Consider the following 23,561-nt stretch of genomic DNA (forward strand, 5'->3'; position numbering starts at 1 on the left):
GCCCTTATTCGACGGTGACAGATTTCGCCAGGTTACGCGGCTGATCGACATCGGTGCCCTTGAGCACGGCGACGTGATAGGCGAGCAGCTGGACCGGCACCGCATAGACCAGAGGCGCGATCAGCGGGTGGACCTTGGGCATGGTGATCGTCGCCATGCAGCCCTCGCCCGCCGCCTGGATGCCGTCATAGTCGCTGATCAGCACGACCTTGCCGCCGCGCGCCATCACTTCCTGCATGTTGCTGACGGTCTTGTCGAACAGCGGCCCCGACGGTGCGATGACGATCACCGGCACATGCTCGTCGATCAACGCGATCGGCCCGTGCTTCATCTCGCCCGCCGCATAGCCCTCGGCGTGGATATAGCTGATTTCCTTCAGCTTCAGCGCACCCTCAAGCGCGAGCGGGTAATCCGTACCGCGCCCGAGATACAGCACGTCGCGCGCACCCGCGACGGTGTGCGCCATCGCCTCGATCGCCTCGTCATAGGCTAGCGCGCCGTTGAGCGCGGCGGGTGCCTCGGCGAGGTGACGGACGATCTCGCGCTCCTGCTCACGGGTCAGCAGGCCCTTCGCGCGCGCCAGATTGGCCGCGAGCGCGGCGAGCACCGCGAGCTGGCAGGTGAACGCCTTGGTCGAGGCGACGCCGATCTCGGGGCCGGCATGCGTCGGCAGCAACAGGTCCGCCTCGCGTGCCATGCTGCTGGTCGGCACGTTGACGACGACCGCGATCTTCTGCCCCTCGGCCTTGGCGTGGCGCAGCGCGGCCAGCGTGTCCGCTGTCTCGCCCGACTGCGAGATGAACAGCGCGAGGCCGCCCTCCTCCATCACCGGCGCGCGGTAGCGGAACTCGGAGGCGACATCGAGGTCGACGGGGACGCGCGCAAACTGCTCGAACCAGTATTTGGCGACCATGCCCGCATAGAAGCTCGTCCCGCACGCGACGATCGTGACGCGCTTGATGGTCGACAGGTCGAATTCGGGGATCGGCAGCGAGACCTCGCCCTCCATCCGCTTCAGATACGAACGCAGCGTCTGCGCGACGACGATCGGCTGCTCGTAGATCTCCTTCAGCATGTAATGCTTGTGGTTGCCCTTCGAGATCACCTCGCCGGTGATCCCCGACAGCGTGATCGCGCGCTCGACGGGCGCGTTGTCACGGTCATAGACCTGCGCGCCGTCGCGCGTCAGCACGACCCAGTCGCCCTCGTCGAGATAGGCGATACGCTGAGTCAACGGCGCGAGCGCGAGCGCGTCCGACCCGAGGAACATCTCGCCATCGCCGTGGCCGACGACCAGCGGCGAGCCGAGCCGCGCGCCGATCAGCAGATCGGGATGCTGGCGAAACAGGATCGCTAACGCGAACGCGCCGTGCAGCCGCGGCAGGATTTCGCGCACCGCCGAGATCGGATCACTGCCGGCCTCGACCTTCTCGCTGATCAGATGCGCGACGACTTCGGTGTCGGTCTCGCTGGTGAAGGTCCGGCCACGCGCGATCAGTTCGTCGCGCAGCGGTTTGAAATTCTCGATGATGCCGTTGTGGACGACCGCGACCTCGCCGGTCGCGTGCGGATGCGCGTTGTTGGTGGTCGGTCCGCCATGCGTCGCCCAGCGCGTGTGCGCGATCCCGGTCCTGCCCGGCAGCGGATGCGCGGCGAGCTCGTTCGCCAGGTTGACCAGCTTGCCCGATGCGCGCCGGCGCTCGATCGCGCCGTCATGGTCGGTCGCGATGCCGGCCGAATCATAGCCGCGATATTCGAGCCGCTTGAGACCGTCGAGCAACCGCTCGGCAACCGCGTCATTGCTCAGGATTCCCACGATGCCACACATGCTATCTATCCATTCGTCTTGTCGAGCGGGGCGTGCGACACGCGCCGCGTGATCCTGGTCCGGTTCGGGTATCGCGCGCGATCGGTCGCGCGGGAGTTCACCGTCTGGCGGCTTTGCGGGCTACCATCATTTCGCGGAACCGCGCCGCCCATCCGGGCTTGTCGACCTGGGGCGGACGGACGAGCGCGAGTGCGTCGGCGTCGACGTCGCGCGTGAGCACGGACCCCGCCGCGACGATCGCGCCGCGGCCGACGCTCACCGGCGCGACCAGCGCGGAATTAGAGCCGATGAACGCGTCCTCGCCGACGACGGTACGATATTTGAAATAGCCGTCGTAATTGCAGGTGATCGTGCCCGCGCCGATGTTCGCGCGCGCGCCGATTTCGGCATCGCCGATATAGCTCAGATGATTGACCTTCGCGCCGACGCCGATCGTCGCCTTCTTTACCTCGACGAAATTGCCGACGCGTGATCCGGCACCGAGATCCGCGCCGGGCCGCAGGCGGGCGAACGGGCCGACATCCGCCTTCTCGCCAATCACCGCGCCCTCGACATGGCTGAAGGCATGGATGACCGCGCCATCGGCGACGCGAACGCCGGGGCCGAACACGACGTTCGGCTCGATCGTCACGTCACGTCCGAGCCGTGTGTCGTGCGCGAACCAGACCGTGTCGGGCGCGATCAGCGTCGCGCCGTCCGCCATTGCGGCGGCACGGCGCGTCGCCTGCCAGGCCGCCTCGACCGCGGCGAGCTCGCCGCGGCTGTTGACGCCCGCCACCTCGGCTTCGCCCGTCTCGATCACCGCCGAGGCCCGGCCGTCGGCGGCGGCGAGCATGACGATGTCGGGCAGGTAATATTCGCCCGCCGCGTTGTCGTTGCCGACGCGCGCGAGCAGCGCGAACAGGTCGCGCGAATGGACCGCCATCAGCCCCGAATTGCACAATGTTTCGGCACGCTCGGCGTCGGAGGCGTCCTTATATTCGACCATCCGGTCGATCCGGCCGGCGGCATCGGCGATGACGCGGCCATAGGCGCCGGGATCGGCGGGACGGAAACCGAGCACGACTGCGGCGGGCGCATCGTCGCCGTGCAACCGGTCGATCATCCGCTGCATCGTCGCGGCGGTCACGAGCGGGACGTCGCCATAGAGGATCAGCACATCGCCCTCGAACCCGGCCAGCGCATCGCGCGCCTGTGCCACGGCATGGCCGGTGCCGAGCTGTTCGGCCTGCAGCGCGGTGGCGATCCCGAGCGGGGCGACCGCACGCTCGACCTGCTCGCGCCCCGCACCCGTCACCACGACGGTGCGCGCCGGGTGCAGCGTCGCCGCGCTCGCGACCAGATGGTGCAGCATCGGCCGCCCCGCGATCGGGTGCAGCACCTTGTGCAGGTCGGACTTCATCCGGGTGCCCTTGCCGGCCGCCAGGATGATCACCGCGATGGACTGGTCGTGCATATGCGTCGTCATGGAAGGACCGCTGCCACGAAAGCCTTGCCAATTCCATAGCCGCGCTGGCAGGCATCACGGCGATGACGCATTTTTCATTCGATATCGTCGGGTTCGATCTCGACGGCACCCTGCTCGACACCAGCGGCGACCTGACCGCGGCGGTCAATCATGCACTCGCGCTCGCGGACCGGCCGGCGCTGAGCGTCGAACAGGTCAAGCCGATGATCGGCGGCGGCGCGCGGCACATGCTGAAACAAGGGCTGACCGCGACCGGCGGCTATGACGAGGCGATGCTCGACCGGCTGCACGCCGCGCTGCTCGCCTATTACGAGGCGCATATCTGTGTGCTGACACGGCCCTATCCCGGGGTGATCGAGGCGCTCGACGCGCTGGCGGCGCGCGGCGTCACGATCGGGATCGTCACCAACAAGATCGAACGATTCGCGCGCACCGTGCTCGACGAACTCGGCCTGACCGACCGGTTCGCCTGCATCCTCGGCGGCGACACCATGGCGGAGGGCAAGCCGTCGCCGATGCCGATCCACGAAATGGTGCGGCAGTGCGCCGTGGTGGCGGACGCGAAGCGCGCCGGGGCGCAAGGTGCCGCCCCCCGCGCGGCGTTCGTCGGCGATTCGATCTTCGATATCCAGGCGGGACAGGCGGCAGGGTTGCCGACGATCGCGTGCAGCTTCGGCTTTCTGATGCAGCCGGTCGACGAGCTCGGCGCAGAGGCGGTGATCGACGGATTCGATGCGCTGATCCCCGCGCTCGACGACCTCGCCCGGCGCACCGCAGCGTGAACGGCCGCGACCGCGACCTGACCGGGTTCTTCAAGATCGCGCTGGCGCTGGCGATCGTCTTCGCCGTGACGATGGCGCTGCTGCCAAAGCCGCCGCATCTGCCGATCGACCAGTTCGGCGACAAGTTCCAGCACATGCTCGCCTTCGCGACGCTCGCCGCGCTGGCGTCGTTCGCCTATCCCGCTGCGCGCGGACGCAAGGTGCTCGAACGCCTGTCCTTCCTCGGCGCGATGGTCGAAGTGGCACAGTCGATCCCGTCGCTGCACCGCGACTGCGACATTCGCGACTGGATCGCCGACACGATCGCGATCGCCGTCGTCGTCGCGATCATCGCGATGGTGCGCCGGACACGGCCGCCGCGGCTGCGCACGCTGCACTGATCCCCCGCGCGGGCGCTCAGGCCTTGCGCCACTTCGTCCACAGATGGCGCGTGAGCATCGCCGGCGGCATCCGCAGCGCGTGCGACCGGACGTAGAAGGCCAGCCGCGTGGCCGGGCGGGTCGGCCGCCCCCAGCCGTCGCGCGCGGTCAGCCGCCGCACATAGAGGCGGTCGCTGCCCGCCAGCCGGCCCCCGGCGAACAGCCCATCGACGAGGCGCAGCGCGCGCGCGACGGGGAGGCGCAGACCATGCCGCGCCGCCTCCTCTGCAAGCCCCTCGGTGCCGAACTCCTCGACCAGACAGCGAATGTCCCACAAATTGCGCAGGCCGCCCGCCAGGTCGCCGTCCGCGAACAGATGCGCGGCGGCATGGACGATCATGCCGTTGGGCGACAGCGTGCGCAGGCCGTTGCCGAGCGGGACGCTGTCCGCGATCAGCCGCGCGGGATCGGGCGTGACCCGCGCGGTCAGCGGCAGGATCGTGTGATGGACGTCGATCATCCGGTCACGCTCGCGGTGGATCAGCGGCGGCAGTTCGTGCATCCAGCGCCGGTAATAGGCGTCGTCATACGGATCGGGCTTCACCCATTCCCACCCCGCGCCGAGCACCGCCGCCTCGACCCGGTCGAGCGCCGCCCGCGGCACGAGGATGTCGAGATCGCCGATCGACCGGCCCTGCCCCGCCATCAGTCCCGCTGCGGCATAGGCCGTCCCCTTGAGGAGCACGACCGGGCAGCCGAGCGGTGCGAGTGCGCGCCGCGCCATCTCCGCCTCCCACAGTGCCGCGCGGCGACCCTGTTCCGCGGCGGCGCGTGCATCGCCGAGGATCGCCTCGACCGCGCGCGGCAGCGGCAGGCCGTCGAGACGCAGCGCCAGCGTCCCGATCAGCTGTTCCGCGCGGGCGATCGTCAGCAGGGTGGTCCAGCCTTCCGCGCCGAGCGCCATGACGCGTCCCGGATCGGCGAGCGCACCGGCGAGCAGGCGTGCATCCGCCGCCACGGTCCGCGGGAGGCCTGTCACAGCGCCGCGCATAACGCCTCGACCTGCGCGACCCCGCTGGCACCGTCGGGATAGTCGATTGCGACTGCGGGGATCTGCGCGATCAGGCGGGTCATCGCGGTGAATCCCGGCTCGCCGAGCGCGACATAGTTGGTCGAGGCCTGCGTCATCCGCACGAACGCCTCGGCAGGCGGCACCGGTCGGACCGCCGCCGCATCGCCGTAGCGGGGAAACAGCAGCAAGGCGGGGGTCGCTGGCTGATCCATCGCGGCGATCGCACGCGCATCAGGCACCATGTGGCGGATATCGCCCTTCGGAGTCGCCGCCATCAGCGGCCCCATCCGCGCGTCTGGCCAAGCCGCCTCGGCCGCCGGAATCGCCGCATTCTTCAGGCTGATCAGCCGCGGAAACGCGTGGAGCAGCCCGGTCGCGGGGTCGAGCAGCGCGAACTCGTCGCCCATGAACCGCCAGCCCCGCGCCGCAAGCAGCGTCGCCAGCGTCGATTTGCCCGCACCCGATACCCCGGTCATCAGCACCGCCCGGCCATCGCGTTCGACCGCAGAGGCATGGAGCAACAGGTGGCGGCGTGCGCCGAGCGCCATCTGGAGGTTCATCGCCATTTCGGCGGCCAGCAGCCCGTGCCGCAGCGGCAGCGGCGCGGCCTCTGGCAGCATGTAATCACCGCCGATCTCGACCGACGGGCGGAGCCACCGCCGCCACGGCCGCCGCGCGAAGAGACGGACGGTGTAATCCGCCACCCCGTCCTGCGGCGCGGGATAATCGCTGTAGAGACTGCGCAGCTGATCGACCGGCGCGCGCCAGTCCGATCCGATCCGGAACCCGATCGGACCGATGCGCAGCGCGAAGGCGTGTCTCACGACGTCGCGACAAGCCCGGCGGCGACCAGCTCGTCGAGCCGCGCCGCCAGCGCCGGCCGCGTTGCGTCGGCGAGATCATAGTCGTCCGCCAGCCGGTCGAGCAGCCCGTCGAGCGACAGCCCGGCGGCGCCGAGGATCGCCAGGATCTGCGGCGCGGGTTCGGTCAGCAGGTGAGTCATGCCCGATCGCCGGTGATAGACCGCGGTAAACGCGTCGAGCGGCGCGAGCACCAGCCCGCCCGGCGGGTCGGCGCGGTAGATCGGCCCCGGTGCGGCGTCGTCCACGGCCTCAGCCGCGCGGCATCTGCAACGAGGCGAAGCAGGTGAAGCCGCCCTGGCCGCGCTGCAACCGGCGGATGTAATTTACATAGGCGCGGCTGCGTTCGGAATCGGTGCCGGGGAGCTGGCCGCCGCTGTTGAGCACGCGCCGGACCTCCTCGCCCTTGAACGGCCGGCTGGCGCCCGCGAAAGCGCCCTTGGTGCCCGATGGCACGATCTTGCCCTGCGCATCGATGAAGCTGCCCGCGCGGCCCGCATCGGGCACCGGAATGTCGCAATTGAGCACCGATCCCGCGGTCTGCGCCAGCGCCGGACGGATCGACACGACCGCAGCGGCACCGACCGCGCCGAGCGTCAGGACGCGGCGGCGCGACGGCGTCGTCTCGATCGGATCGGTGTCGGGGCGCGTGTCGTCGCTCATCGGGTCTCCGCTAGCATCATGCCCTTTCACAATCATGAACCTCGCGCAAGCAACCGGGCTTTGCAGGGGGCGATGGGGCCGGCGCTGTGCCGCTGCGGGACGGGCTGGCGCGCGGGGCAGCGAATGGCCTAGACACGCGCGCATGTTGACCGGATTTGGACTGCGCACCTTTTGGGCGATCATCGTGGCCGGTGGCGCCGCAATCGCGGTATTCGCGATCGGCACGTCGATCCAGGCGGGGCTGGTCGCGCTGGTCGGCGGGATCGCCGCCGCGCTGGTCGCCGCCGGAACCGGGGACGAGCCGCCCGCCGCCGCCGATCCCGTGCCGGTCAATCCGGCGATCCTCGACGAGACGCTCGACCTGATCGTCGAGCCCGTGCTGCTCGTCCGCGACGGCCGCGTCGTGCTCGCCAACCGCGCCGCGCGCGCGCTGCTCGGCGAACACATCATCGGTGACGATGCGCGCGTGGCGATCCGCCACCCCGCCGCGGCCGAAGCGCTGTCGTCCCCCGCCGCGCTGGGCGAGACCCCGCCGATCGAGCTGGTCGGGCTGGGCACCCGCGACCAGCGCTGGGAAATGCGCGTCGGCGAATTGTCCGACGGGCAGCGCATCGTCCATCTGATCGACCAGACCGGCAATTATGCCGCCGAACGGATGCGCGTCGATTTCGTCGCCAATGCGAGCCACGAACTGCGCACGCCGCTCGCCTCGATCCTCGGCTTCATCGAGACGTTGAGCGAGGAAGCGGGCGAGGATCCGGCAATCCGCGCGCGGTTCCTCAAGGTGATGGACGACGAGGCGAAGCGGATGCTGCGGCTGATCGAGGACCTGATCTCGCTCAGCCGGATCGAGGCGGAGAAATACCGTGTCCCCGACACGCCGATCGACCTGGCCATTCTGGTCGGCGACGTGCGGGCCGAACTGGCCGACGGCGCGGGCAACCGGGGCCTTGATCTGGTCGCGACGATCGAGCCCGCCGTCCCCCCGGTGTCGGGCGACCGCGTGCAGCTGTCGCAGATGCTCCACAATTTGGTGGGCAACGCGATGAAATATGGCCGCGCCGGGACGCCGGTGACGATCACCCTGGCGCGCGACGTGACCGGCATGGTCAGGCTGGCGGTACGCGACGAGGGCGACGGCATCGCCGCTGTGCACATCCCGCGACTGACCGAGCGATTCTACCGAGCCGATGCCGGGCGCAGCCGGTCGCTCGGAGGTACCGGACTGGGGCTGGCGATCGTCAAGCATATCGTCGAGCGACATCGCGGACGCCTCGACATCGCGAGCCAGGTCGGGGTCGGCACGACGGTCGCGGTAATCCTGCCGCCGGCCGGTGCCGGCCCCGCCAATTCGTCGCGTGTCATCAAACGGTAACGCGACTGTCACACAGGATCCGGTCTAGCCGCGCTATCGGGCAGGCATGACGGGAATTGACGTGCAGCGTTTCGGGGCGATTTCAGGACTGGCGGTCACGGCACTGGCGGGCGCAACGCTGGTCGGCGGATGCGTCGATCAGGCGAATGGCGGCGGCGCAGGCTCGCGCGATCAGATCACCGCGGTCGGATCGTCGACGGTCTACCCCTTCACGACGATGATCGCCGAACAGCTCGTCGCCAACGATCCCGATGCCAAGGCACCGGTGATCGAATCGACCGGCACCGGCGCGGGGATGAAGCTGTTCTGCGCAGGCATCGGCGCCGGCCATCCCGATATCGAGGATGCGTCGCGGCGGATGAAGGCGAGCGAGTATAAGGACTGCGCGGCCAACGGCGCCGGCCAGATCCTCGAAATCCAGGTCGGGATCGACGGCATCGCCTTTGCCGAGGCGAAGAACGGCCCGAAGATGCAGCTTACCCCGACCGACCTGTACAAGGCGCTAGCCGCCAGCCCCGGTGGCCGACCCAACACCGCGCGCGTATGGCGCGACGTGAACCCCGCGCTGCCGCCGGTGCCGATCCAGGTCTATGGCCCGCCCGCGACCAGCGGCACGCGCGACGCGCTCGCCGAGCTGATCCTGACCAAGGGCTGCGAAGCGAGCGATCCCGCCGCCAAGCCGCTCGCCAAGTCCGATCCCGATGCGCACAAGGCGCTGTGCACGCGCGTCCGCGAGGACGGGATGTATGTCGATGCGGGCGAGAACGACAATCTGATCGTCCAGAAGCTCCAGTCCAACCCCAATGCGATCGGCGTGTTCGGCTACAGCTATCTCGAAGAGAACAAGAACGACGTGAACGGCGTCGCGATTTCCGGCGTCGAGCCGACCTATGCAACGATCGCCGACAATCGTTATCCGGGGTCACGCCCGCTCTACATCTATGTGAAGAAGGCGCATCTGAGCGCGATCCCGGGCCTGCGGACGTTCCTGAAACTCTATGCCGCCAACTGGAGCGCGACCGGGCCGCTGGTGAAGCGCGGCCTGATCGCCGCGCCACCCGCGGTCCAGGCCCGGTCGGCGGCGATCATCGCCAACGAGACGATCCTCGACCCGGCGGTGCTGTCGTGATGCACTACTGGAACACGACCGCCACCCCGAAACCGGCGGAGGCGGCCTGATGTCGGCACTCGCCCTCTTCTTCCTCGTTCTCGGGCTCGGCCTGATCGCGTGGCTGAGCGCGCGGATGCGCGCCGCACGGTTCCGTAAAGGCAGCACCGCGCGGTTCAGTTCGCTGCCCGCGCATCACGGCTGGTATGTCGCGCTGTGGACCGCGATCCCGCCGCTGCTCTTCCTGGTCGGCTGGTCGATGGTCGCACCCGCACTCGTGACCGACACCGTGCTGGCCAGCCCCGCCGCGGTGCAGCTGCCCCCGCCCGGCTTCGACCGGGCCTCGATCCTGTCCGAGGCGCGCAGCCTGGCGGAGGGACGAAGCTTCGGCGCGTTCCACGAGCTCGCGCGCGTCCTGTCGCCAGTCTATGCCGCCGCGCAGTCGCGCTACGACTGGATCGCGACCGCGCTCGCGCTGTTGCTCACCTTTGCCGGCGGCGCGTTCGCGTTCCTGCGCGTGCGGCCGGGCTTCGGCGCGCGGACGCGGGTCGAGCGGATCGTGATGATCCTGCTGCTCGGCGCGTCGCTGATCGCGATCCTGACCACGGTCGGCATCGTCGCCTCGCTGCTCTACGAATCCGCGCGCTTCTTCTCGATCGTGCCGATCACCGACTTCCTGTTCGGCACGCACTGGAGCCCGCAGGTCGTCGACGCGCGTGATCCGGGCGCTTCGCTCGGCGCGGTGCCGCTGTTCTGGGGGACGTTCTTCATCGGCGCGGTGATCGCGATGATCGTCGCGATCCCGTTCGGGCTGATGAGCGCGATCTACCTCACGCAATATGCCGCCCCGACCACGCGCAAGTGGATGAAGCCGATCCTCGAGGTGCTCGCGGGCGTGCCGACCGTCGTCTATGGCTATTTCGCCGCTCTGACGGTGGCGCCGGCGGTGCGCGATTTCGCGGTGTGGATCGGGATCAGCTGGGCCTCGTCGGAGAGCGCGCTCGCCGCCGGGCTCGTGATGGGGATCATGATCATCCCGTTCGTGTCGTCGATGGCCGATGATTCGATCGCCGCGGTCCCCTCGTCGATGCGCGACGGCAGTCTCGCGATGGGCGCAACCTCGTCCGAGACGATCCGCCGCGTACTGCTCCCCGCCGCGCTGCCCGGCGTGGTCGGCGGCGTCCTCCTCGCGGTCAGCCGCGCGATCGGCGAGACGATGATCGTGGTGATGGCCGCGAGCGGCGTCGCGACGCTGACGCTCAACCCGTTTGCCAGCACGACGACGGTCACCAAGCAGATCGTCGACCTGCTGACCGGGGAGGCCGAGTTCGACAGCGCCAAGACGCTCGCGGCCTTCGCGCTCGGGCTGACGCTGTTCGTCGTCACCCTGCTCCTCAACATCGTCGCGCTGACGGTCGTGAAACGGTACCGCGAAGCCTATGAATAGCGTCACCCCCTTCATCGGTACGCCAGACGCTACGGCCTCGGCGAAGCCCGCCACGGCGCGCGTGCCGACCGACTGGACCACCAAGGCGATGCAGAGCCGCATCCGCCGCCGCTATGCCGCCGAGCGCCGGTTCCGCCTCGCCGGGCTGGCCGCGGTCTGGCTCTCCGCGGGCTTCCTCGCCTTCCTGCTGTCGTCGATGCTGTGGCAGGGCGCGAGCGGGTTCGTCGAGACGCGCGTCGCGCTGCCGATCGATTTCGCCGCCGCCGCACTGCCGATCGAACCCGCACGGCTGACAAGCCGCGGCGCCGATCTCGCGCTCGCCAGCGCCGGTCTCGAGGGTGCGGTCGACAGCGCTGCGACGCGCGCGTTCGGCAAGGATGGCGAAGGCCTGTTGTCGGACGGCGCCTGGGTGACCGTGCGCGATGCGCTCAAGGCGGATCCCGGTCTGCTGTCGCGCAAGACGGTGATCGCGGTGCCCGTCGCCAGCCCGGTCGACATGGCCGCCAAGGGCGACGGCCCGCCCGAGGCGGAGGCGGTCGTCGCCCGGCTCAAGGCGCGCGGCGTGCTGACGCGCGGGCTGAGCATGACGTTCCTGACCACCGCCGATTCGACCGATGCGACGCGGGTCGGCATCTGGGGCGCGTTCAAGGGCTCGCTGCTGACGATGATCGTCACGCTGCTGCTCGCCTTCCCGATCGGCGTGCTGTCCGCGCTCTATCTCGAGGAATATGCCCCGAAGAACCGCTGGACCGACCTGATCGAGGTGTCGATCAACAACCTTGCCGCGGTGCCCTCGATCATTTTCGGGCTGCTCGGGCTCGCGGTGTTCCTCGGCACCTTCGGCATGCCGCGATCGGCGCCGCTGGTCGGCGGGCTGACGCTCGCGCTGATGACGATGCCGGTAATCGTGATCGCCGGGCGCAACGCGATCAAGGCGGTGCCGCCATCGATCCGCGACGCAGCGCTCGGGATCGGCGCATCGCCGGTGCAGGTCGTGTTCCACCATGTCCTGCCGCTCGCGCTGCCCGGCATCCTGACCGGCACGATCATCGGCATGGCACGTGCGCTCGGCGAGACCGCACCGCTGCTGATGATCGGCATGCGCGCGTTCATCGCCGCGCCGCCATCGGGGCTGCGCGACCCTGCGACCGTGCTGCCCGTGCAGATCTTCCTGTGGTCCGATCAGGTCAGCCGCGGCTTCATCGAGAAGACCTCGGCCGCGATCATCGTCCTGCTCGTCTTCCTGCTCGCGATGAACGGCGTCGCGATCTACCTCCGCAACAAATTCGAGACCCGCTGGTGATGACCAACCACAAGATGACCGCGCGCGACGTCAGCGTCTATTACGGGCAGAAACGCGCGATCGACAATGTGTCGATCGACGTCGACATGGACAATGTCACCGCGTTCATTGGCCCGTCGGGCTGTGGCAAGTCGACCTTCCTGCGCACGCTCAACCGCATGAACGACACAGTCGCCAGCGCGCGGGTCCAGGGGAAGATCGAGCTCGACGGGCACGATATCTATTCGCCCGACATGGATGTCGTCCAGCTGCGCGCCCGCGTCGGCATGGTGTTCCAGAAGCCGAACCCCTTCCCCAAGTCGATCTACGAGAACGTCGCCTACGGCCCGCGCATCCACGGGCTTGCGGGTGCCAAGAGCGACCTCGACCAGATCGTCGAGAAGTCGCTGCGGCGTGCGGGTCTCTGGGACGAGGTCAAGGATCGCCTGACCGACAGCGGTACCGCCTTGTCGGGCGGACAGCAGCAGCGGCTGTGCATCGCGCGCGCGATCGCGGTCGATCCCGAGGTGATCCTGATGGACGAGCCGTGCAGCGCGCTCGACCCGATCGCAACCGCCAAGATCGAAGAGCTGATCCACGAGCTGCGCGGCCGCTATGCGATCGTGATCGTCACGCACAACATGCAGCAGGCGGCGCGCGTCAGCCAGCGCACCGCCTTCTTCCACCTCGGCACGCTGGTCGAATATGGCGACACCTCCGCCATCTTCACCAACCCGCGCGAGGAACGCACCAAGGATTACATCACCGGCCGCTACGGCTGATGGGGACGGGATCGATGAACACGCATACCGTAAAGGTCTTCGACGACGAGATCGGACGCCTCCGGGGCCTCATCTCGCAGATGGGTGGCCTCGCCGAGGACGCGATCGCCAATGCGATGAAGGCGCTCCACCGTAACGACGTCGCGCTCGCACGCGAGGTCCGCGCGGCGGACAAGCAGATCGACGCGATCGAGGCGGAGGTTGAGCGGCTGGCGGTGCAGATCATCGCGCTGCGCGCACCGATGGCGATCGACCTGCGCGAGGTCGTCGCCGCGCTGAAGATCGCGGGCGTGGTCGAGCGGATCGGCGATTATGCCAAGAACATCGCCAAGCGCGTGCCGATGATCGAAAGCGAGCACCGGATCGATCCGATCTCGATCCTGCCCGCCATGGGCCGGATGGCGAGCGAGATGGTGCATGACGTGCTCGACGCCTTTGCCGCGCGTGATTTCGAGGCGGCGATGCTCGTCGTCGAAAGCGACGCCGCGCTCGACGATTTCTACGACAGCATCTTTCGCACGCTGGTGACCTACATGGTCGAAAATCCAAAGACGATCAGCCAGGTCGCGCACCTGCTGTTCGTCGCGAAGAATCTCGAACGGATCGGCGACCACGCGACCAACGTCGCCGAGATGGTCTATTTTGCCGCGACCGGCACCCAGATGGCCGACCGCGACCGCGGCGGCATACAAGAGTAATCGACATGGCCCGTGCAAGGATGCTGCTGGTCGAGGACGACGCGGCGCTCGCCGAACTGCTGGTCTGGCATTTCAAGCGCGAGGATTTCGAGATCGCGCACACCCCCGATGGCGAGGAGGCGCTGCTGCTCGCGCGTGAGAAGGTGCCCGATATCGTCCTGCTCGACTGGATGGTCGAAGGCCTGTCGGGGATCGAGGTGTGCCGCCGCCTGCGTCGCGCGCCCGAGACCCAGAACGTGCCGATCATCATGCTGACCGCGCGTGGCGAGGAGGAGGACCGTGTCCGCGGGCTCGAGACCGGTGCCGATGATTACGTCACCAAGCCCTTCTCGCCGCGCGAGCTGGTCGCGCGCGTCGGCGCAGTGCTGCGCCGCGTCCGCCCCGCGCTTGCCGGCGAAGCACTGAGCTATGCCGACATCGAGATGGACACCGTCGGCCACAAGGTCCGCCGCTCGGGCGAGGTCGTCGCACTCGGGCCGACCGAGTTCCGGCTGCTCAAGCATTTCCTCGAACATCCCGGCTGGGTCTTCTCGCGCGAACGGCTGCTCGATGCGGTGTGGGGGCATGATTCGGACATCGAATCGCGCACCGTCGACGTGCATATCCGGCGGCTGCGGAAAGCGATCAACACCGGCGAACGTCCCGATATCATCCGCACGGTGCGCTCGGCTGGCTATTCGCTTGATACTGGCGGGTGAAAGTCGGGGTACTGCAAGCGGTCGCCGACCGCGTCATTAGTGCAGGACCAAGACAAGCCGGTTAGAATCGGACGCGAAACGAAGGACCCAAGCGGGTTTTAGTGCGTTCAACCGTGGCGCTAACGAATTTGCGCTCCAAGTATTCAGGAGATTCGCATGAAGTCCATTCTTCTCGCCGCTGCAGCGTTGCTTGCCTCGCCCGTGCTCGCGCAGACCGCGCCGCAGACGATGCCGCCAGCAGACCCGGCCGCCCAGACTGCGCCCGCTGATCCGGCAATGGCACCGCCAGCCGCAGATCCCGCCGCTCCCGCCGATCCGGCGATGGCAGCCGATCCTGCAGCCCCTGCCGATCCAGCGATGGCACCGCCGCCGCCCGCAGCGCCCCAGGCTCCGATGGCTGCACCCGGTGGTGCGAACATCGTCTTCGGTCAGCCGACGGTGACGCCGCCGACCCCGGCGCCTGCCGAGTATCCAACCTGCTCGCGCACCGTTAAGGACGGCTGCAAGAACCGCGGCGGTAAGTAAGCGATTACCATCGGTGCGGGCCGTGGCTAACGCCGCGGCTTGCGCCGACTGCTTTACGTTCTAGGAAAGGCGCTCCACGATAAGAGAGGGGCGCCTTTTTCCATGTCCGACAGCTTTGGATCCTTCGGTTTTGCTGGCCGCGTCGCGATCGTCACCGGCGCAGGCGGCGGGCTCGGCCGCGAATATGCGCTCGAGCTCGCCCGGCGCGGTGCGAAGGTTGTCGTCAATGATCTGGGCGCCTCGCGCGACGGTACGGGACAGTCTGACGCAGCGCTGATGGTCGTCGAGGAGATCGAGGCCGCAGGCGGCGAGGCGATCGCCAATGGCGGCAGCGTCACCGACTATGACCAGATGGTCGAGATGGTGGCACGTCCGTCCGAAAAATGGGGCGGCGTCCATATCCTCATCAACAATGCCGGCGTGCTGCGCGACAAGAGCTTCGCCAAGATGGACCCCGCCGATTTCAACTTCGTCGTCGACGTCCATCTGAACGGCTCGGCCAACGCGACCAAGGCGGTCTGGGACGGGATGCGCGCGCAGAATTACGGCCGCATCCTGATGACTGCGTCGTCGACCGGCCTGTACGGCAATTTCGGCCAGGCCAATTACGGTGCCGCCAAGCTCGGCCTTGCCGGCCTGACCAAGACGCTCGCGATCGAAGGGGCGAAGAACAACATCCGCGTCAACACGATCGCGCCGACCGCAGGCACGCGGATGACGCAGGACATCTTTCCCGAAGAGGCGTTCAAGGCCTTCTCCCCCGACAAGGTCGCGCCGGGCGCAGTCTTCCTGGTGTCTGAGGATGCCCCGACCAACATGATCCTCGGCGCCGGCGCTGGCGTGTTCCAGGCCGCCTATGTCACGCTGACGCCGGGCGCGTTGCTGTCGGGCGACGATCTGTCGGTCGAAGGGGTGGCCGCCAACTGGGTGGCGATTACCGACCGCAACGGCGAGATCGTCCCGCAATCGGGCGCGGACCAGGCGATGACCATATTGGCGAAGCTCCAGCGCGGCTGACCGCGGCGCCGGCGGGCTCAGCTTTCGACGAGCTTCATCAACCGTCGCTCGACCGGGGCCAGGATCGGGCCGAGGTCATGGCCGCGCTTGATCACCGCCCCGCCTTCGCCGACCAGGGCCCACATGCCCTGGCGGTTGCGAAGCGCGGGGCGTTTCTCGATCCGGAATTCGGGCCGCTCGGCCGCGCGGCGGAAACAGGCGAACACCGCCGCCTCGCGGCCGAGATCGATCGCATAGTCCCGCCAATGCCCCGCCGCGACCATGCGCCCGTAGAGGTCGAGGATCCGCATCAGTTCGAGCCGATCGAAGCCGATCTGGGTGGGGGCGGTATTGCGGGTCGGAAAGGGCGTGACGTTGTTCATCAGGACGGATCAGGCCCGATCGCGCAGATCCTGTTCGACCGGGCCGCGACGGAGCCCGTCGCGATCGGTCGACAGGTCCTGATCGGCGAGCAGCGAATCCAGACGCTTGCGCATCATCTCCAGCTCGCAGCGCATGATCTCCATCTTCTGCGTCGCCGGGTCGAAGGCCTCGGTGCACGGCGTGCCATAGGGCACGAAGCGAGGTGCCTCGGGGGCGGCGCCGCCCTCTACCGTCGTCGCGCGCGCCGGGATGCCGACGACGGTCGTGCCCTCGGGGACGTCGCGCGTCACAACCGCATTCGCGCCGACTCGTGAGCGCCGGCCGAGCGTGATCGGCCCGAGCACCTGCGCGCCCGATCCGATGATCGCACCGTCCGAAATGGTCGGGTGACGCTTGCCCGCAACGCCATTGTCAGGACTCGTCCCGCCCAGCGTCACGCATTGATAGATCGTCACATCGTCGCCGATCAGCGAGGTCTCGCCGATCACGACGAAGCCGTGGTCGATGAAGAAGTTGCGGCCGATCGTCGCGCCGGGATGGATGTCGATCGCGGTCAGGAAGCGCGACAAATGATTGACGCACCGCGCCAGGAAGAAATTCTGCCCGCTATACAGCCGGTGCGCGATGCGGTGCATCCCCAGCGCCCAGACGCCGGGGTAAAGCATAATCTCCGCGCGAGAATGCGGCGCCGGGTCACGCGCCCGGATCGAGTCGAGATAAGCCCCTAACCGGCTGAACATGCGCATTCCCCTTGGCGGTCCGCTCATTTAGGCGTTCAAAGGGGCGATTTCCAGCGGGCGGGGGAAACGCCGCGGCGGACGCCCCGCGCTGACGGCCTCATTATCGACCCGGCATGGACAAACGGGGGTGCACGATCGATATGGGCGATCAATGGCTGCAACCTATCTCCCCACGCTCAAGCAACTGCAATATCTCGTCGCGCTGAAGGACCATGGCCATTTCGGTCGTGCTGCCGAGGCCTGTTTCGTGACCCAGTCGACGCTGTCGGCAGGGCTGCGCGAGCTCGAGACGCTGATCGGGGTGGTGCTGGTCGAGCGCACGCGCCGCGTCGTCCGCTTCACCCCGCTGGGGGATCGAATCGCGGACAAGGCGCGTCGCGTGCTGCGCGAGGCTGAGGAACTCGGCGACATGGCGCGCGCTGCCGGCCGGCCGCTGTCGGGCGACATGCGGATGAGCGTGATCCCGACGATCGCGCCGTTCATGCTCCCGCGCATCCTGCCGCGGCTGCGACGCGACTATCCGGACCTCAAGCTGTTCCTGCGCGAGGAGCCGAGCGGCGCGGCGTGCGAGGGGCTGCACAACGGCCGCACCGACTGTGTGCTGCTCGCCCTGCCCTATGCCTGTGGCGAGGTCGCGTTCGAGCCCCTGTTCGACGACCGGCTGTTCGTCGCCTTCCCGACCGAGGACGTGCCCGCGGACCGGACCTCGATCCCCGCCTCCGCCATTCCCGCCTCGGCGATCGACGAGACCCGGCTGTTGCTGCTCGAGGACGGGCATTGCCTGAAGGATCATGCGCTCGCCGCGTGCAACCGGCCGGAGATCCGTGCCGAGGCGACGATGATGGGCACGTCGCTCCACACGATCGTGCAGATGGTCGACAACGGCCTGGGCATCACGATGCTGCCGGAAATGGCGCTGAACGCCGGGATCCTCGAAAATACCGGGATCACCGCGCTGCCGCTCGATGCCGAGAACGCGTTTCGCCGGATCGCGCTGGTATGGCGCAAGGCCTCGCCGCGCGAGAAGGATTTCCAGTTGCTCGCCAAGGCGCTTGCCGACGCCCGCTGACCGGCCGCGCTGGCCCGCACTGCAACAATTTCCGGGCTCAACCGTAGTTGCGGTTCGCAAGCGCCCGTTTGAGGAGATAGATTTCGATGTCGAACCTGCGCCCCCTGTATATTGGCCTGGGCACCACGGGTCTCGTCGCGCTCGCGCTCGCCGCCTGCAGCAGCGGCAATAGCGACCTCGGCACGCCGACGGCGCCGCCCCCCGCCAACCCCGCACTGTCGACGCCCAACGGGCCGATCGCCGTCGCCAACCCGACCGTCGGCGGCGTGCCGATGATCGCGACGCGGACGATCGTCGACAATGCCTCCGCCGCACCCAATCTCGCAACGCTGGTCACCGCGCTGAAGGCTGCGGACCTGACCGCGACGCTGTCCGGGACCGGGCCGTTCACCGTTTTCGCGCCGACCGACGCCGCGTTCGGCCGGCTCGCGCCCGGCATGGTCCAGACGTTGCTCAAGCCCGAGAACAAGGCATCGCTGGCGAAAGTGCTCACCTATCACGTCGTGCCAGGCGACATCACCGCTGCCGACCTGAAGGCGCGTGTCGCGGCGGGTGGCGGCACCGCCGCACTGACGACTGTCGAAGGTGATGCAATCACGGTGACCCTCGTCGGAGATATCATCGCACTCACCGACGTCAACGGTAACAAAAGTTATATTGAGACCGCCGATGTGCGTCAGTCGAACGGCATTGTTCATGTCGTCAACGGGGTAATCGTACCCCGCTTGTCTTGAGCGAGGTGTGGCAGCGTGCCAACACTTCGTCGCGTCAACGGCGCACTTGGTCCTGTTGGCGCGTCCGTAACTTGGCAAACCGCCGCGTGACTCCATACGTTCTATCGCAGAATTTATTTCACGATTGTTTCAGCTAGGAGAAATCCATGATCACCAAGACCCCTCTCGTCCTTGCCGCAACGCTTCTCGCGGCCGCACCGGCAATCGCGCAGACCGCGCCGAGCGGCACGACGCCCGCACAGACCGCGCCAACTGGCACGGCGCCCGCGCAGACCCCGATGCAGACCCCTGCACAGGCTGGTACCGCCGCACCGATGGCCGGCGCTCCAGCGGCACCCGCCGCGGCACAGCCTGCAGCGACCGCGACGATCGCGGCAGCGCTGCCGACGCTTCCAAACCGCGCGACGCTCGCCAAGCTGGTGACTGCAGCCGGCCTCGGCACGACGCTTGCGGGCCCCGGCCCTTTCACCGTTTTCGCACCGAGCGATGAGGCATTCACGCGGCTTCCCGCCGGCGCGCTCGACACGCTGATGAAGCCGGAGGCGAAGCCCACGCTGGCGACGATCCTGAAGTATCACGTCGTCGCAGGCGCCGTGACGTCGGATCAGCTGAAGGCGCAGATCACGTCGGGTGGCGGCAAGGCAGTGCTCACGACGCTGGCCGGCCAGCCGCTGACGGCATCGGTGGGTCCGAACGGCAATATCGAACTGACGGACGTTGCCGGCAGCAAGGCCTATGTCGACACGGCAGATGTCAAGGCGACCAACGGTGTCGTCCATCTCACCAATGGCATGAGCGTTCCCAAGATCGGCTAACGCCGTCTATGAGGTCCAGCGCGCGGCGGCGTCCTTGTCGGCGTCGCGCGCTTCGACCCAGCTGGCCTGTGTGCCGCGGGTCTCGCGTTTCCAGAACGGCGCATCGGTCTTCAACCGATCGATCAGATAGGCACAGGCGTCGAGCGACGCCGCACGGTGTGCGGACGCCGCCGCCACGAAGACGATCCGTTCACCCGGATGCATCGGCCCGACCCGGTGGACGATCGTCACCGCACTCAGCCCCCAACGCTCGACGGCACCCGTTGCCACCTTGGTGAGCGCAGCCTCGGTCGCACCGGGATAATGTTCTAGTTCGAGCGTCTCGACGCCGTCATCTGCGCGCACGAGACCAGTGAAGGTCGCCACCGCGCCCGCGCCGCGTTCGCCGGCAGTTTCGGCCTGAGTGATCTCCGCCAGCACATCGATCGGCGCGGTCTGGACGATGATCCGAATCATCCGCCCGTCACCGGGGGGAAGAGTGCGATTTCGCGCGCGCCGGCGATCGGGGTATCGATCGGCACGAACGCCTGATCAAGGGCGGCGCGCAGCCGGGCGGGATCGGCAAAGGCGGCGGCATGGCCCGGGCTGGACAGCGCCAGCCAGTCGACCAGTTCGGCGATCGTGGTCACCGATGCGGGCGGATCGACACGCTCCTCGCCCGTCCCGATCCGTTCGCGGACCCACGCAAAATACACCATCGTCACCGTCATGCGCTCAATCCATATGCTTCAGGCCGACGCGCAGGTAATCCCAGCCCGTCACGAGCGTCAGGACCGCAGCCCCCCAGAGCGCGGCGAGCCCGACGCCATGTACCCACGGCATGTCGGGCAGCGCGCCCGCGAGGATCAGTCCGCCCAGCGCGACCAGCTGCAGCGTCGTCTTCCATTTCGCAAGCTGCGAGACGGGCACGGACACCTGCACCTGCGCCAGGAATTCGCGCAGGCCCGACACCGCAATCTCGCGGAGCAGGATGACGAGCGCGGCGATCACATGGACGCCCGCAATATCGCGCGTGCCGACCAGGATCAGGATGACCGCCGCGACCATGATCTTGTCCGCGATCGGATCGAGGAAGATCCCGAGGCGCGAGACTGCGCCGTTCGACCGCGCGAGATAGCCGTCGAAATAATCGGTGATGCCCATCAGGCAGTAGAGCGCGAAGGCGATGCCGTAGCCGGCCGCCCAGCCGGGCCACCACAGAAAGCCGACGAGAAGGGGTACCGCGACAATGCGCGACAGCGTCAGAAGGTTGGGCAGGGTCCACACCCCGCCTTCCCTACTCCGGTCATGCCCTTGGCGAAACCGGGTTTTACCAATCGGTGCCGACTAATGTGCGGCAAGCGCGGACGCCGGACCGTGGCGCGGGGGCTCGTCCGGATCCCGTACGCGGACACCCGGCCGACGCGGACGGCGCTAAACCATTGGCCTACCGCCCCCGCTGGGCTAAGGCCGCGGCAGTCTTATTGCCACGATCAGGGCCTTTTCTCGCATGCGCAACGCACTCGGGTTGCTGAAGCAACGACGCTTCCTGCCCCTGTTCACGACACAGTTTCTGGGCGCCTTCAACGACAATCTGTTCAAGACGTCGATGGTGTTGTTCGCGACCTATGCGATCTTCAACGATCCGCGGATGGAGGCGAATTTCAACGCACTCGCCACCGGAATTGCGATCATCCCCTTCTTCCTGCTCTCGGCACTCGCCGGGCAGCTCGCGGACAGCCATGACAAGGCGCGGATCATCCGGCTCGTGAAGAGCGCGGAGATCGGCATCATGGCGCTCGGCGCGGCGGGGCTGATGGTGGCGCGCAGCGGCCATTCGACGATCGGCCTCGGGCTGATGCTCGGGGCGGTGCTGTGCCTGGGCGTGCATTCGACGTTCTTCGGGCCGATCAAATACGCGATCCTGCCGCAGCATCTGCCGCCATGCGACGTGCTCGGCGGCACCGGGCTGGTCGAGGCCGGTACCTATCTGGCGATCCTGATGGGGACGATCACCGCCGGGTTCATGACCGATCATATCGAGCGCGCCGCGATCGCGGTGCTGGCGATCGCGGTGATCGGCTGGTTCGCGGGTCGCCAGGTGCCGCCGGCACCGCGCGAGGGCCCGCCTTTGGTGCTCAACTACAACCCGTTCACCGCGTCGTGGCGGCTGATCAGCGCTACGATGCACATCCCGCGGCTGTTCCTGGCGATCTGCGCGATCAGCTTCTTCTGGACGATCGGCGCGGTGCTGATCGTGATCTTCCCGCCGCTGGTCAAGAACGTGCTGACCGCGGACGAGCGGGTCGCGAGCTTCGTGATCGCGGTGTTCTCGATCGGCGTCGCGATCGGTTCGGTGGTGATCAACACGATGCTCAAGGGCCGGATCTCGGCGCGCTACGCACCTGCCTCGGTGATCGCGATGGGCGGATTCGTCGTCATCTTCTCGGTCCTGGTGCGGACCTGGACCCCGGCAGCGCCGGGCCATTTCTACGACTGGGCCGGGTTCCTCGCACAGCCGCGCGCCTGGCCGGTACTCGGCACGCTGATGATGATCGCGATCACCGGCGGCATGTTCGTGGTCCCGCTCTACGCGTTCCTGACGACGACGGTCGAAAAGGATCAGACCGCGCGGACGGTGGCGGCAAACAACGTCGTCAATTCGGGCGCGATGACGATCGGGTCGATCGCGGTCATCGGCATCACGATGGCGGGCGTGACGCCCGAAGACCTGCTGTTCCTGGTCGCCGGCATGTGCCTCGTATCCGCCTGGATCGCGCAGAAGCTGCACCGCGCCTGTGACGACGATGCCGAAACCTGCCTGCCCGTGATCAGAAAATGAAGCTGTAGAAGCAGGTGAAGAAGGCCGCGAAGCTCAGCACGAACAGCTTGACGTCCTGATCGTCGCGCCCGCCCGGCGCTGCGATCACGGGCGGGGGCAGCGTCCGTCGAAACGGGTGGCGCGCGGCTTCGTTGGTCAGGACTAGGCGTCGGGTCATGGCGACCGGTTAACGCGGTGTTTACCTTTTCGACCAGCGACAAAATCGTCCCGTTTTAACCCGTCCGCGAATGGGACAGAATTCAGGAGTTTCGACATGCTGCGATACGCCGTCCTCGCCACCCTGATGGCAAGCGCCCCGCTCGCCGCACAGGGCGTGCCACCCGTGCCAGCCCCTGCCACCGCGCCTGCCACCGCGCCCGCAGATGCGTCGCCACCGGTGCCCGCTGCGACGCCGCGCCCCGCGACCATCGGCGTGACGCTGACCACCAGCCTCGGCCCGATCGTGCTCGAACTCGAGAAAGAGCGCGCCCCGATCACCACCGCGAATTTCCTGCGCTATGTCGACGCGCGCAAGCTCGACGGCACGACCTTCTATCGCGCGCTGCGGCTGGGGCCGGATACGGGGCTGATCCAGGGCGGGATCGAGGGCGATCCCAAGCGCGCCTTCCCGCCGATCGCGCACGAGCCGACCAGCAAGACCGGCGTGCTCCACACCGACGGCACGATTTCGCTCGCACGGCTGGCGCCGGGGAGCGGGCGCGCCGACGTGTTCATCACCGTCGGCGCGATCCCCTTCCTCGACGCGCATCCCGAGAAGCCGGGCGACAATACGGGCTTTGCCGCGTTCGGGCACGTCGTCCAGGGCATGGACATCGTCCGCGGCATCCTTGCCGCGCCTACCTCGCCGACCAAGGGCGAAGGCGTGATGAAGGGCCAGATGATCGCCGCGCCGATCCGCATCCTGACCGCCCGGCGGACCCCGCCCGCGACACGGTGAAGCCCGTCGCAAAGGGCAACTGATCGGGGTTAAGTAACGGATCTAGAACCATTTTGGGCTAGTCCGCGGTGATGCAGACGCGACATGCCGTAATCCCCCGCCCCTCGCCAGCGGTGGA

General features: G+C 67.9%; 28 protein-coding genes. 16 read left to right on the forward strand and 12 right to left on the reverse strand.

What is annotated here, in order from left to right; translation table 11 throughout:
- Positions 1 to 4: 4 nt before the first annotated feature.
- Both glmS and glmU read right to left on the reverse strand, forming a co-directional pair.
- Positions 5 to 1,828 (reverse strand): glutamine--fructose-6-phosphate transaminase (isomerizing), encoded by a 1,824-nt coding sequence (glmS, locus tag GV027_RS06150; RefSeq protein ID WP_031395776.1) that lies wholly within the window; start codon positions 1,826 to 1,828, stop codon positions 5 to 7.
- 97 nt (positions 1,829 to 1,925) lie between these two features.
- A complete protein-coding gene (glmU, locus tag GV027_RS06155) occupies positions 1,926 to 3,296 on the reverse strand; it encodes a bifunctional UDP-N-acetylglucosamine diphosphorylase/glucosamine-1-phosphate N-acetyltransferase GlmU (protein WP_236559064.1) in 1,371 nt (456 codons plus the stop codon).
- Positions 3,297 to 3,358: 62 nt separating this feature from the next.
- Here glmU and GV027_RS06160 point away from each other — a divergent pair, with 62 nt between their 5' ends.
- Entirely contained in the window at positions 3,359 to 4,078 is a 720-nt protein-coding gene (locus tag GV027_RS06160) for an HAD hydrolase-like protein (RefSeq protein WP_159511297.1), read from the forward strand.
- On the forward strand, positions 4,075 to 4,458 hold the full coding sequence (locus GV027_RS06165) for a hypothetical protein (protein ID WP_236559065.1): 384 nt from the start codon (positions 4,075 to 4,077) through the stop codon (positions 4,456 to 4,458). The genes GV027_RS06160 and GV027_RS06165 overlap by 4 nt, the downstream gene beginning before the upstream one ends.
- A 16-nt stretch (positions 4,459 to 4,474) precedes the next feature.
- Here GV027_RS06165 and GV027_RS06170 read toward each other — a convergent pair whose 3' ends face one another.
- The 4 genes from GV027_RS06170 to GV027_RS06185 form a co-directional block, all read right to left on the reverse strand.
- Positions 4,475 to 5,401 (reverse strand): nucleotidyltransferase domain-containing protein, encoded by a 927-nt coding sequence (locus tag GV027_RS06170; RefSeq protein WP_236559313.1) that lies wholly within the window; start codon positions 5,399 to 5,401, stop codon positions 4,475 to 4,477.
- A 71-nt stretch (positions 5,402 to 5,472) separates the two neighbouring features.
- A complete protein-coding gene (locus tag GV027_RS06175) occupies positions 5,473 to 6,333 on the reverse strand; it encodes an HprK-related kinase A (protein WP_159511299.1) in 861 nt (286 codons plus the stop codon).
- Positions 6,330 to 6,617: an HPr-rel-A system PqqD family peptide chaperone gene (locus GV027_RS21395; RefSeq protein WP_236559066.1), complete on the reverse strand. Its 288-nt coding sequence runs from the start codon at positions 6,615 to 6,617 to the stop codon at positions 6,330 to 6,332. Before GV027_RS21395 ends, GV027_RS06175 begins: the two co-directional genes overlap by 4 nt.
- A gap of 4 nt (positions 6,618 to 6,621) precedes the next feature.
- On the reverse strand, positions 6,622 to 7,032 hold the full coding sequence (locus GV027_RS06185) for a hypothetical protein (protein ID WP_031441639.1): 411 nt from the start codon (positions 7,030 to 7,032) through the stop codon (positions 6,622 to 6,624).
- A gap of 142 nt (positions 7,033 to 7,174) precedes the next feature.
- Here GV027_RS06185 and GV027_RS06190 point away from each other — a divergent pair, with 142 nt between their 5' ends.
- The 9 genes from GV027_RS06190 (at position 7,175) to GV027_RS06230 (ending at position 15,964) form a co-directional block, all read left to right on the forward strand.
- Positions 7,175 to 8,407: a sensor histidine kinase gene (locus GV027_RS06190; protein ID WP_159511300.1), complete on the forward strand. Its 1,233-nt coding sequence runs from the start codon at positions 7,175 to 7,177 to the stop codon at positions 8,405 to 8,407.
- A 46-nt stretch (positions 8,408 to 8,453) separates the two neighbouring features.
- Positions 8,454 to 9,536 (forward strand): substrate-binding domain-containing protein, encoded by a 1,083-nt coding sequence (locus GV027_RS06195; protein ID WP_159511301.1) that lies wholly within the window; start codon positions 8,454 to 8,456, stop codon positions 9,534 to 9,536.
- 49 nt (positions 9,537 to 9,585) lie between these two features.
- Positions 9,586 to 10,962: a phosphate ABC transporter permease subunit PstC gene (gene pstC / locus GV027_RS06200; RefSeq protein WP_159511302.1), complete on the forward strand. Its 1,377-nt coding sequence runs from the start codon at positions 9,586 to 9,588 to the stop codon at positions 10,960 to 10,962.
- 88 nt (positions 10,963 to 11,050) lie between these two features.
- A complete protein-coding gene (gene pstA / locus GV027_RS06205; protein WP_031395856.1) occupies positions 11,051 to 12,265 on the forward strand; it encodes a phosphate ABC transporter permease PstA in 1,215 nt (404 codons plus the stop codon).
- Positions 12,265 to 13,026: a phosphate ABC transporter ATP-binding protein PstB gene (pstB, locus tag GV027_RS06210; protein WP_159511303.1), complete on the forward strand. Its 762-nt coding sequence runs from the start codon at positions 12,265 to 12,267 to the stop codon at positions 13,024 to 13,026. Before pstA ends, pstB begins: the two co-directional genes overlap by 1 nt.
- Before the next feature lie 14 nt (positions 13,027 to 13,040).
- Positions 13,041 to 13,724 carry a phosphate signaling complex protein PhoU gene (gene phoU, locus GV027_RS06215; protein ID WP_159511304.1) on the forward strand — a complete coding sequence of 228 codons (684 nt, stop codon included), beginning with the start codon at positions 13,041 to 13,043 and terminating at the stop codon, positions 13,722 to 13,724.
- 5 nt (positions 13,725 to 13,729) lie between these two features.
- Positions 13,730 to 14,422, forward strand: a complete 693-nt coding sequence (gene phoB / locus GV027_RS06220; RefSeq protein ID WP_031395853.1) for a phosphate regulon transcriptional regulator PhoB — start codon at positions 13,730 to 13,732, stop codon at positions 14,420 to 14,422.
- A gap of 156 nt (positions 14,423 to 14,578) precedes the next feature.
- A complete protein-coding gene (locus tag GV027_RS06225; protein WP_031395852.1) occupies positions 14,579 to 14,947 on the forward strand; it encodes a hypothetical protein in 369 nt (122 codons plus the stop codon).
- Positions 14,948 to 15,049: 102 nt separating this feature from the next.
- On the forward strand, positions 15,050 to 15,964 hold the full coding sequence (locus tag GV027_RS06230; RefSeq protein ID WP_159511305.1) for an SDR family NAD(P)-dependent oxidoreductase: 915 nt from the start codon (positions 15,050 to 15,052) through the stop codon (positions 15,962 to 15,964).
- A 17-nt stretch (positions 15,965 to 15,981) separates the two neighbouring features.
- Here GV027_RS06230 and GV027_RS06235 read toward each other — a convergent pair whose 3' ends face one another.
- Both GV027_RS06235 and epsC read right to left on the reverse strand, forming a co-directional pair.
- Positions 15,982 to 16,326 (reverse strand): DUF2794 domain-containing protein, encoded by a 345-nt coding sequence (locus GV027_RS06235; RefSeq protein ID WP_031395850.1) that lies wholly within the window; start codon positions 16,324 to 16,326, stop codon positions 15,982 to 15,984.
- Between the two features lie 9 nt (positions 16,327 to 16,335).
- Positions 16,336 to 17,067: a serine O-acetyltransferase EpsC gene (gene epsC / locus GV027_RS06240; protein WP_037527486.1), complete on the reverse strand. Its 732-nt coding sequence runs from the start codon at positions 17,065 to 17,067 to the stop codon at positions 16,336 to 16,338.
- A gap of 151 nt (positions 17,068 to 17,218) precedes the next feature.
- Between epsC and GV027_RS06245 the strand changes: the two genes are divergently transcribed.
- The 3 genes from GV027_RS06245 (at position 17,219) to GV027_RS06255 (ending at position 19,685) form a co-directional block, all read left to right on the forward strand.
- Positions 17,219 to 18,136 (forward strand): LysR substrate-binding domain-containing protein, encoded by a 918-nt coding sequence (locus GV027_RS06245; protein ID WP_031441633.1) that lies wholly within the window; start codon positions 17,219 to 17,221, stop codon positions 18,134 to 18,136.
- Between the two features lie 86 nt (positions 18,137 to 18,222).
- Complete coding sequence (locus GV027_RS06250; protein WP_159511306.1) at positions 18,223 to 18,870, forward strand: fasciclin domain-containing protein; 648 nt, start codon at positions 18,223 to 18,225, stop codon at positions 18,868 to 18,870.
- A 146-nt stretch (positions 18,871 to 19,016) separates the two neighbouring features.
- The gene (locus GV027_RS06255; protein WP_236559067.1) at positions 19,017 to 19,685 is read left to right on the forward strand and encodes a fasciclin domain-containing protein; all 669 of its coding nucleotides are present in this window, start codon (positions 19,017 to 19,019) and stop codon (positions 19,683 to 19,685) included.
- Positions 19,686 to 19,691: 6 nt separating this feature from the next.
- Here GV027_RS06255 and GV027_RS06260 read toward each other — a convergent pair whose 3' ends face one another.
- From GV027_RS06260 to pgsA, 3 genes are read right to left on the reverse strand one after another with little or no spacing between them, the layout of a single operon-like run.
- Positions 19,692 to 20,141 carry a molybdenum cofactor biosynthesis protein MoaE gene (locus GV027_RS06260; protein WP_159511307.1) on the reverse strand — a complete coding sequence of 150 codons (450 nt, stop codon included), beginning with the start codon at positions 20,139 to 20,141 and terminating at the stop codon, positions 19,692 to 19,694.
- Positions 20,138 to 20,395 (reverse strand): molybdopterin converting factor subunit 1, encoded by a 258-nt coding sequence (gene moaD, locus GV027_RS06265; RefSeq protein ID WP_031395844.1) that lies wholly within the window; start codon positions 20,393 to 20,395, stop codon positions 20,138 to 20,140. The genes GV027_RS06260 and moaD overlap by 4 nt, the downstream gene beginning before the upstream one ends.
- Before the next feature lie 4 nt (positions 20,396 to 20,399).
- Positions 20,400 to 20,951, reverse strand: coding sequence for a CDP-diacylglycerol--glycerol-3-phosphate 3-phosphatidyltransferase (pgsA, locus tag GV027_RS06270; RefSeq protein ID WP_031395843.1), 552 nt, complete (start codon positions 20,949 to 20,951; stop codon positions 20,400 to 20,402).
- A 223-nt stretch (positions 20,952 to 21,174) separates the two neighbouring features.
- On the opposite strand from pgsA, the gene GV027_RS06275 reads away from it, so the two are divergent.
- Positions 21,175 to 22,506, forward strand: a complete 1,332-nt coding sequence (locus GV027_RS06275) for an MFS transporter (protein ID WP_159511308.1) — start codon at positions 21,175 to 21,177, stop codon at positions 22,504 to 22,506.
- Here GV027_RS06275 and GV027_RS21190 read toward each other — a convergent pair.
- Complete coding sequence (locus GV027_RS21190; RefSeq protein WP_168427553.1) at positions 22,496 to 22,663, reverse strand: hypothetical protein; 168 nt, start codon at positions 22,661 to 22,663, stop codon at positions 22,496 to 22,498. The genes GV027_RS06275 and GV027_RS21190 overlap by 11 nt on opposite strands.
- A 96-nt stretch (positions 22,664 to 22,759) precedes the next feature.
- On the opposite strand from GV027_RS21190, the gene GV027_RS06280 reads away from it, so the two are divergent.
- Entirely contained in the window at positions 22,760 to 23,443 is a 684-nt protein-coding gene (locus GV027_RS06280; RefSeq protein WP_159511309.1) for a peptidylprolyl isomerase, read from the forward strand.
- The last annotated feature ends 118 nt before the right edge of the window (positions 23,444 to 23,561 follow it).

Source organism: Sphingomonas sp. T1, from assembly GCF_902506585.1.
GTDB classification, from domain to species: Bacteria; Pseudomonadota; Alphaproteobacteria; order Sphingomonadales; family Sphingomonadaceae; genus Sphingomonas; species Sphingomonas aerolata.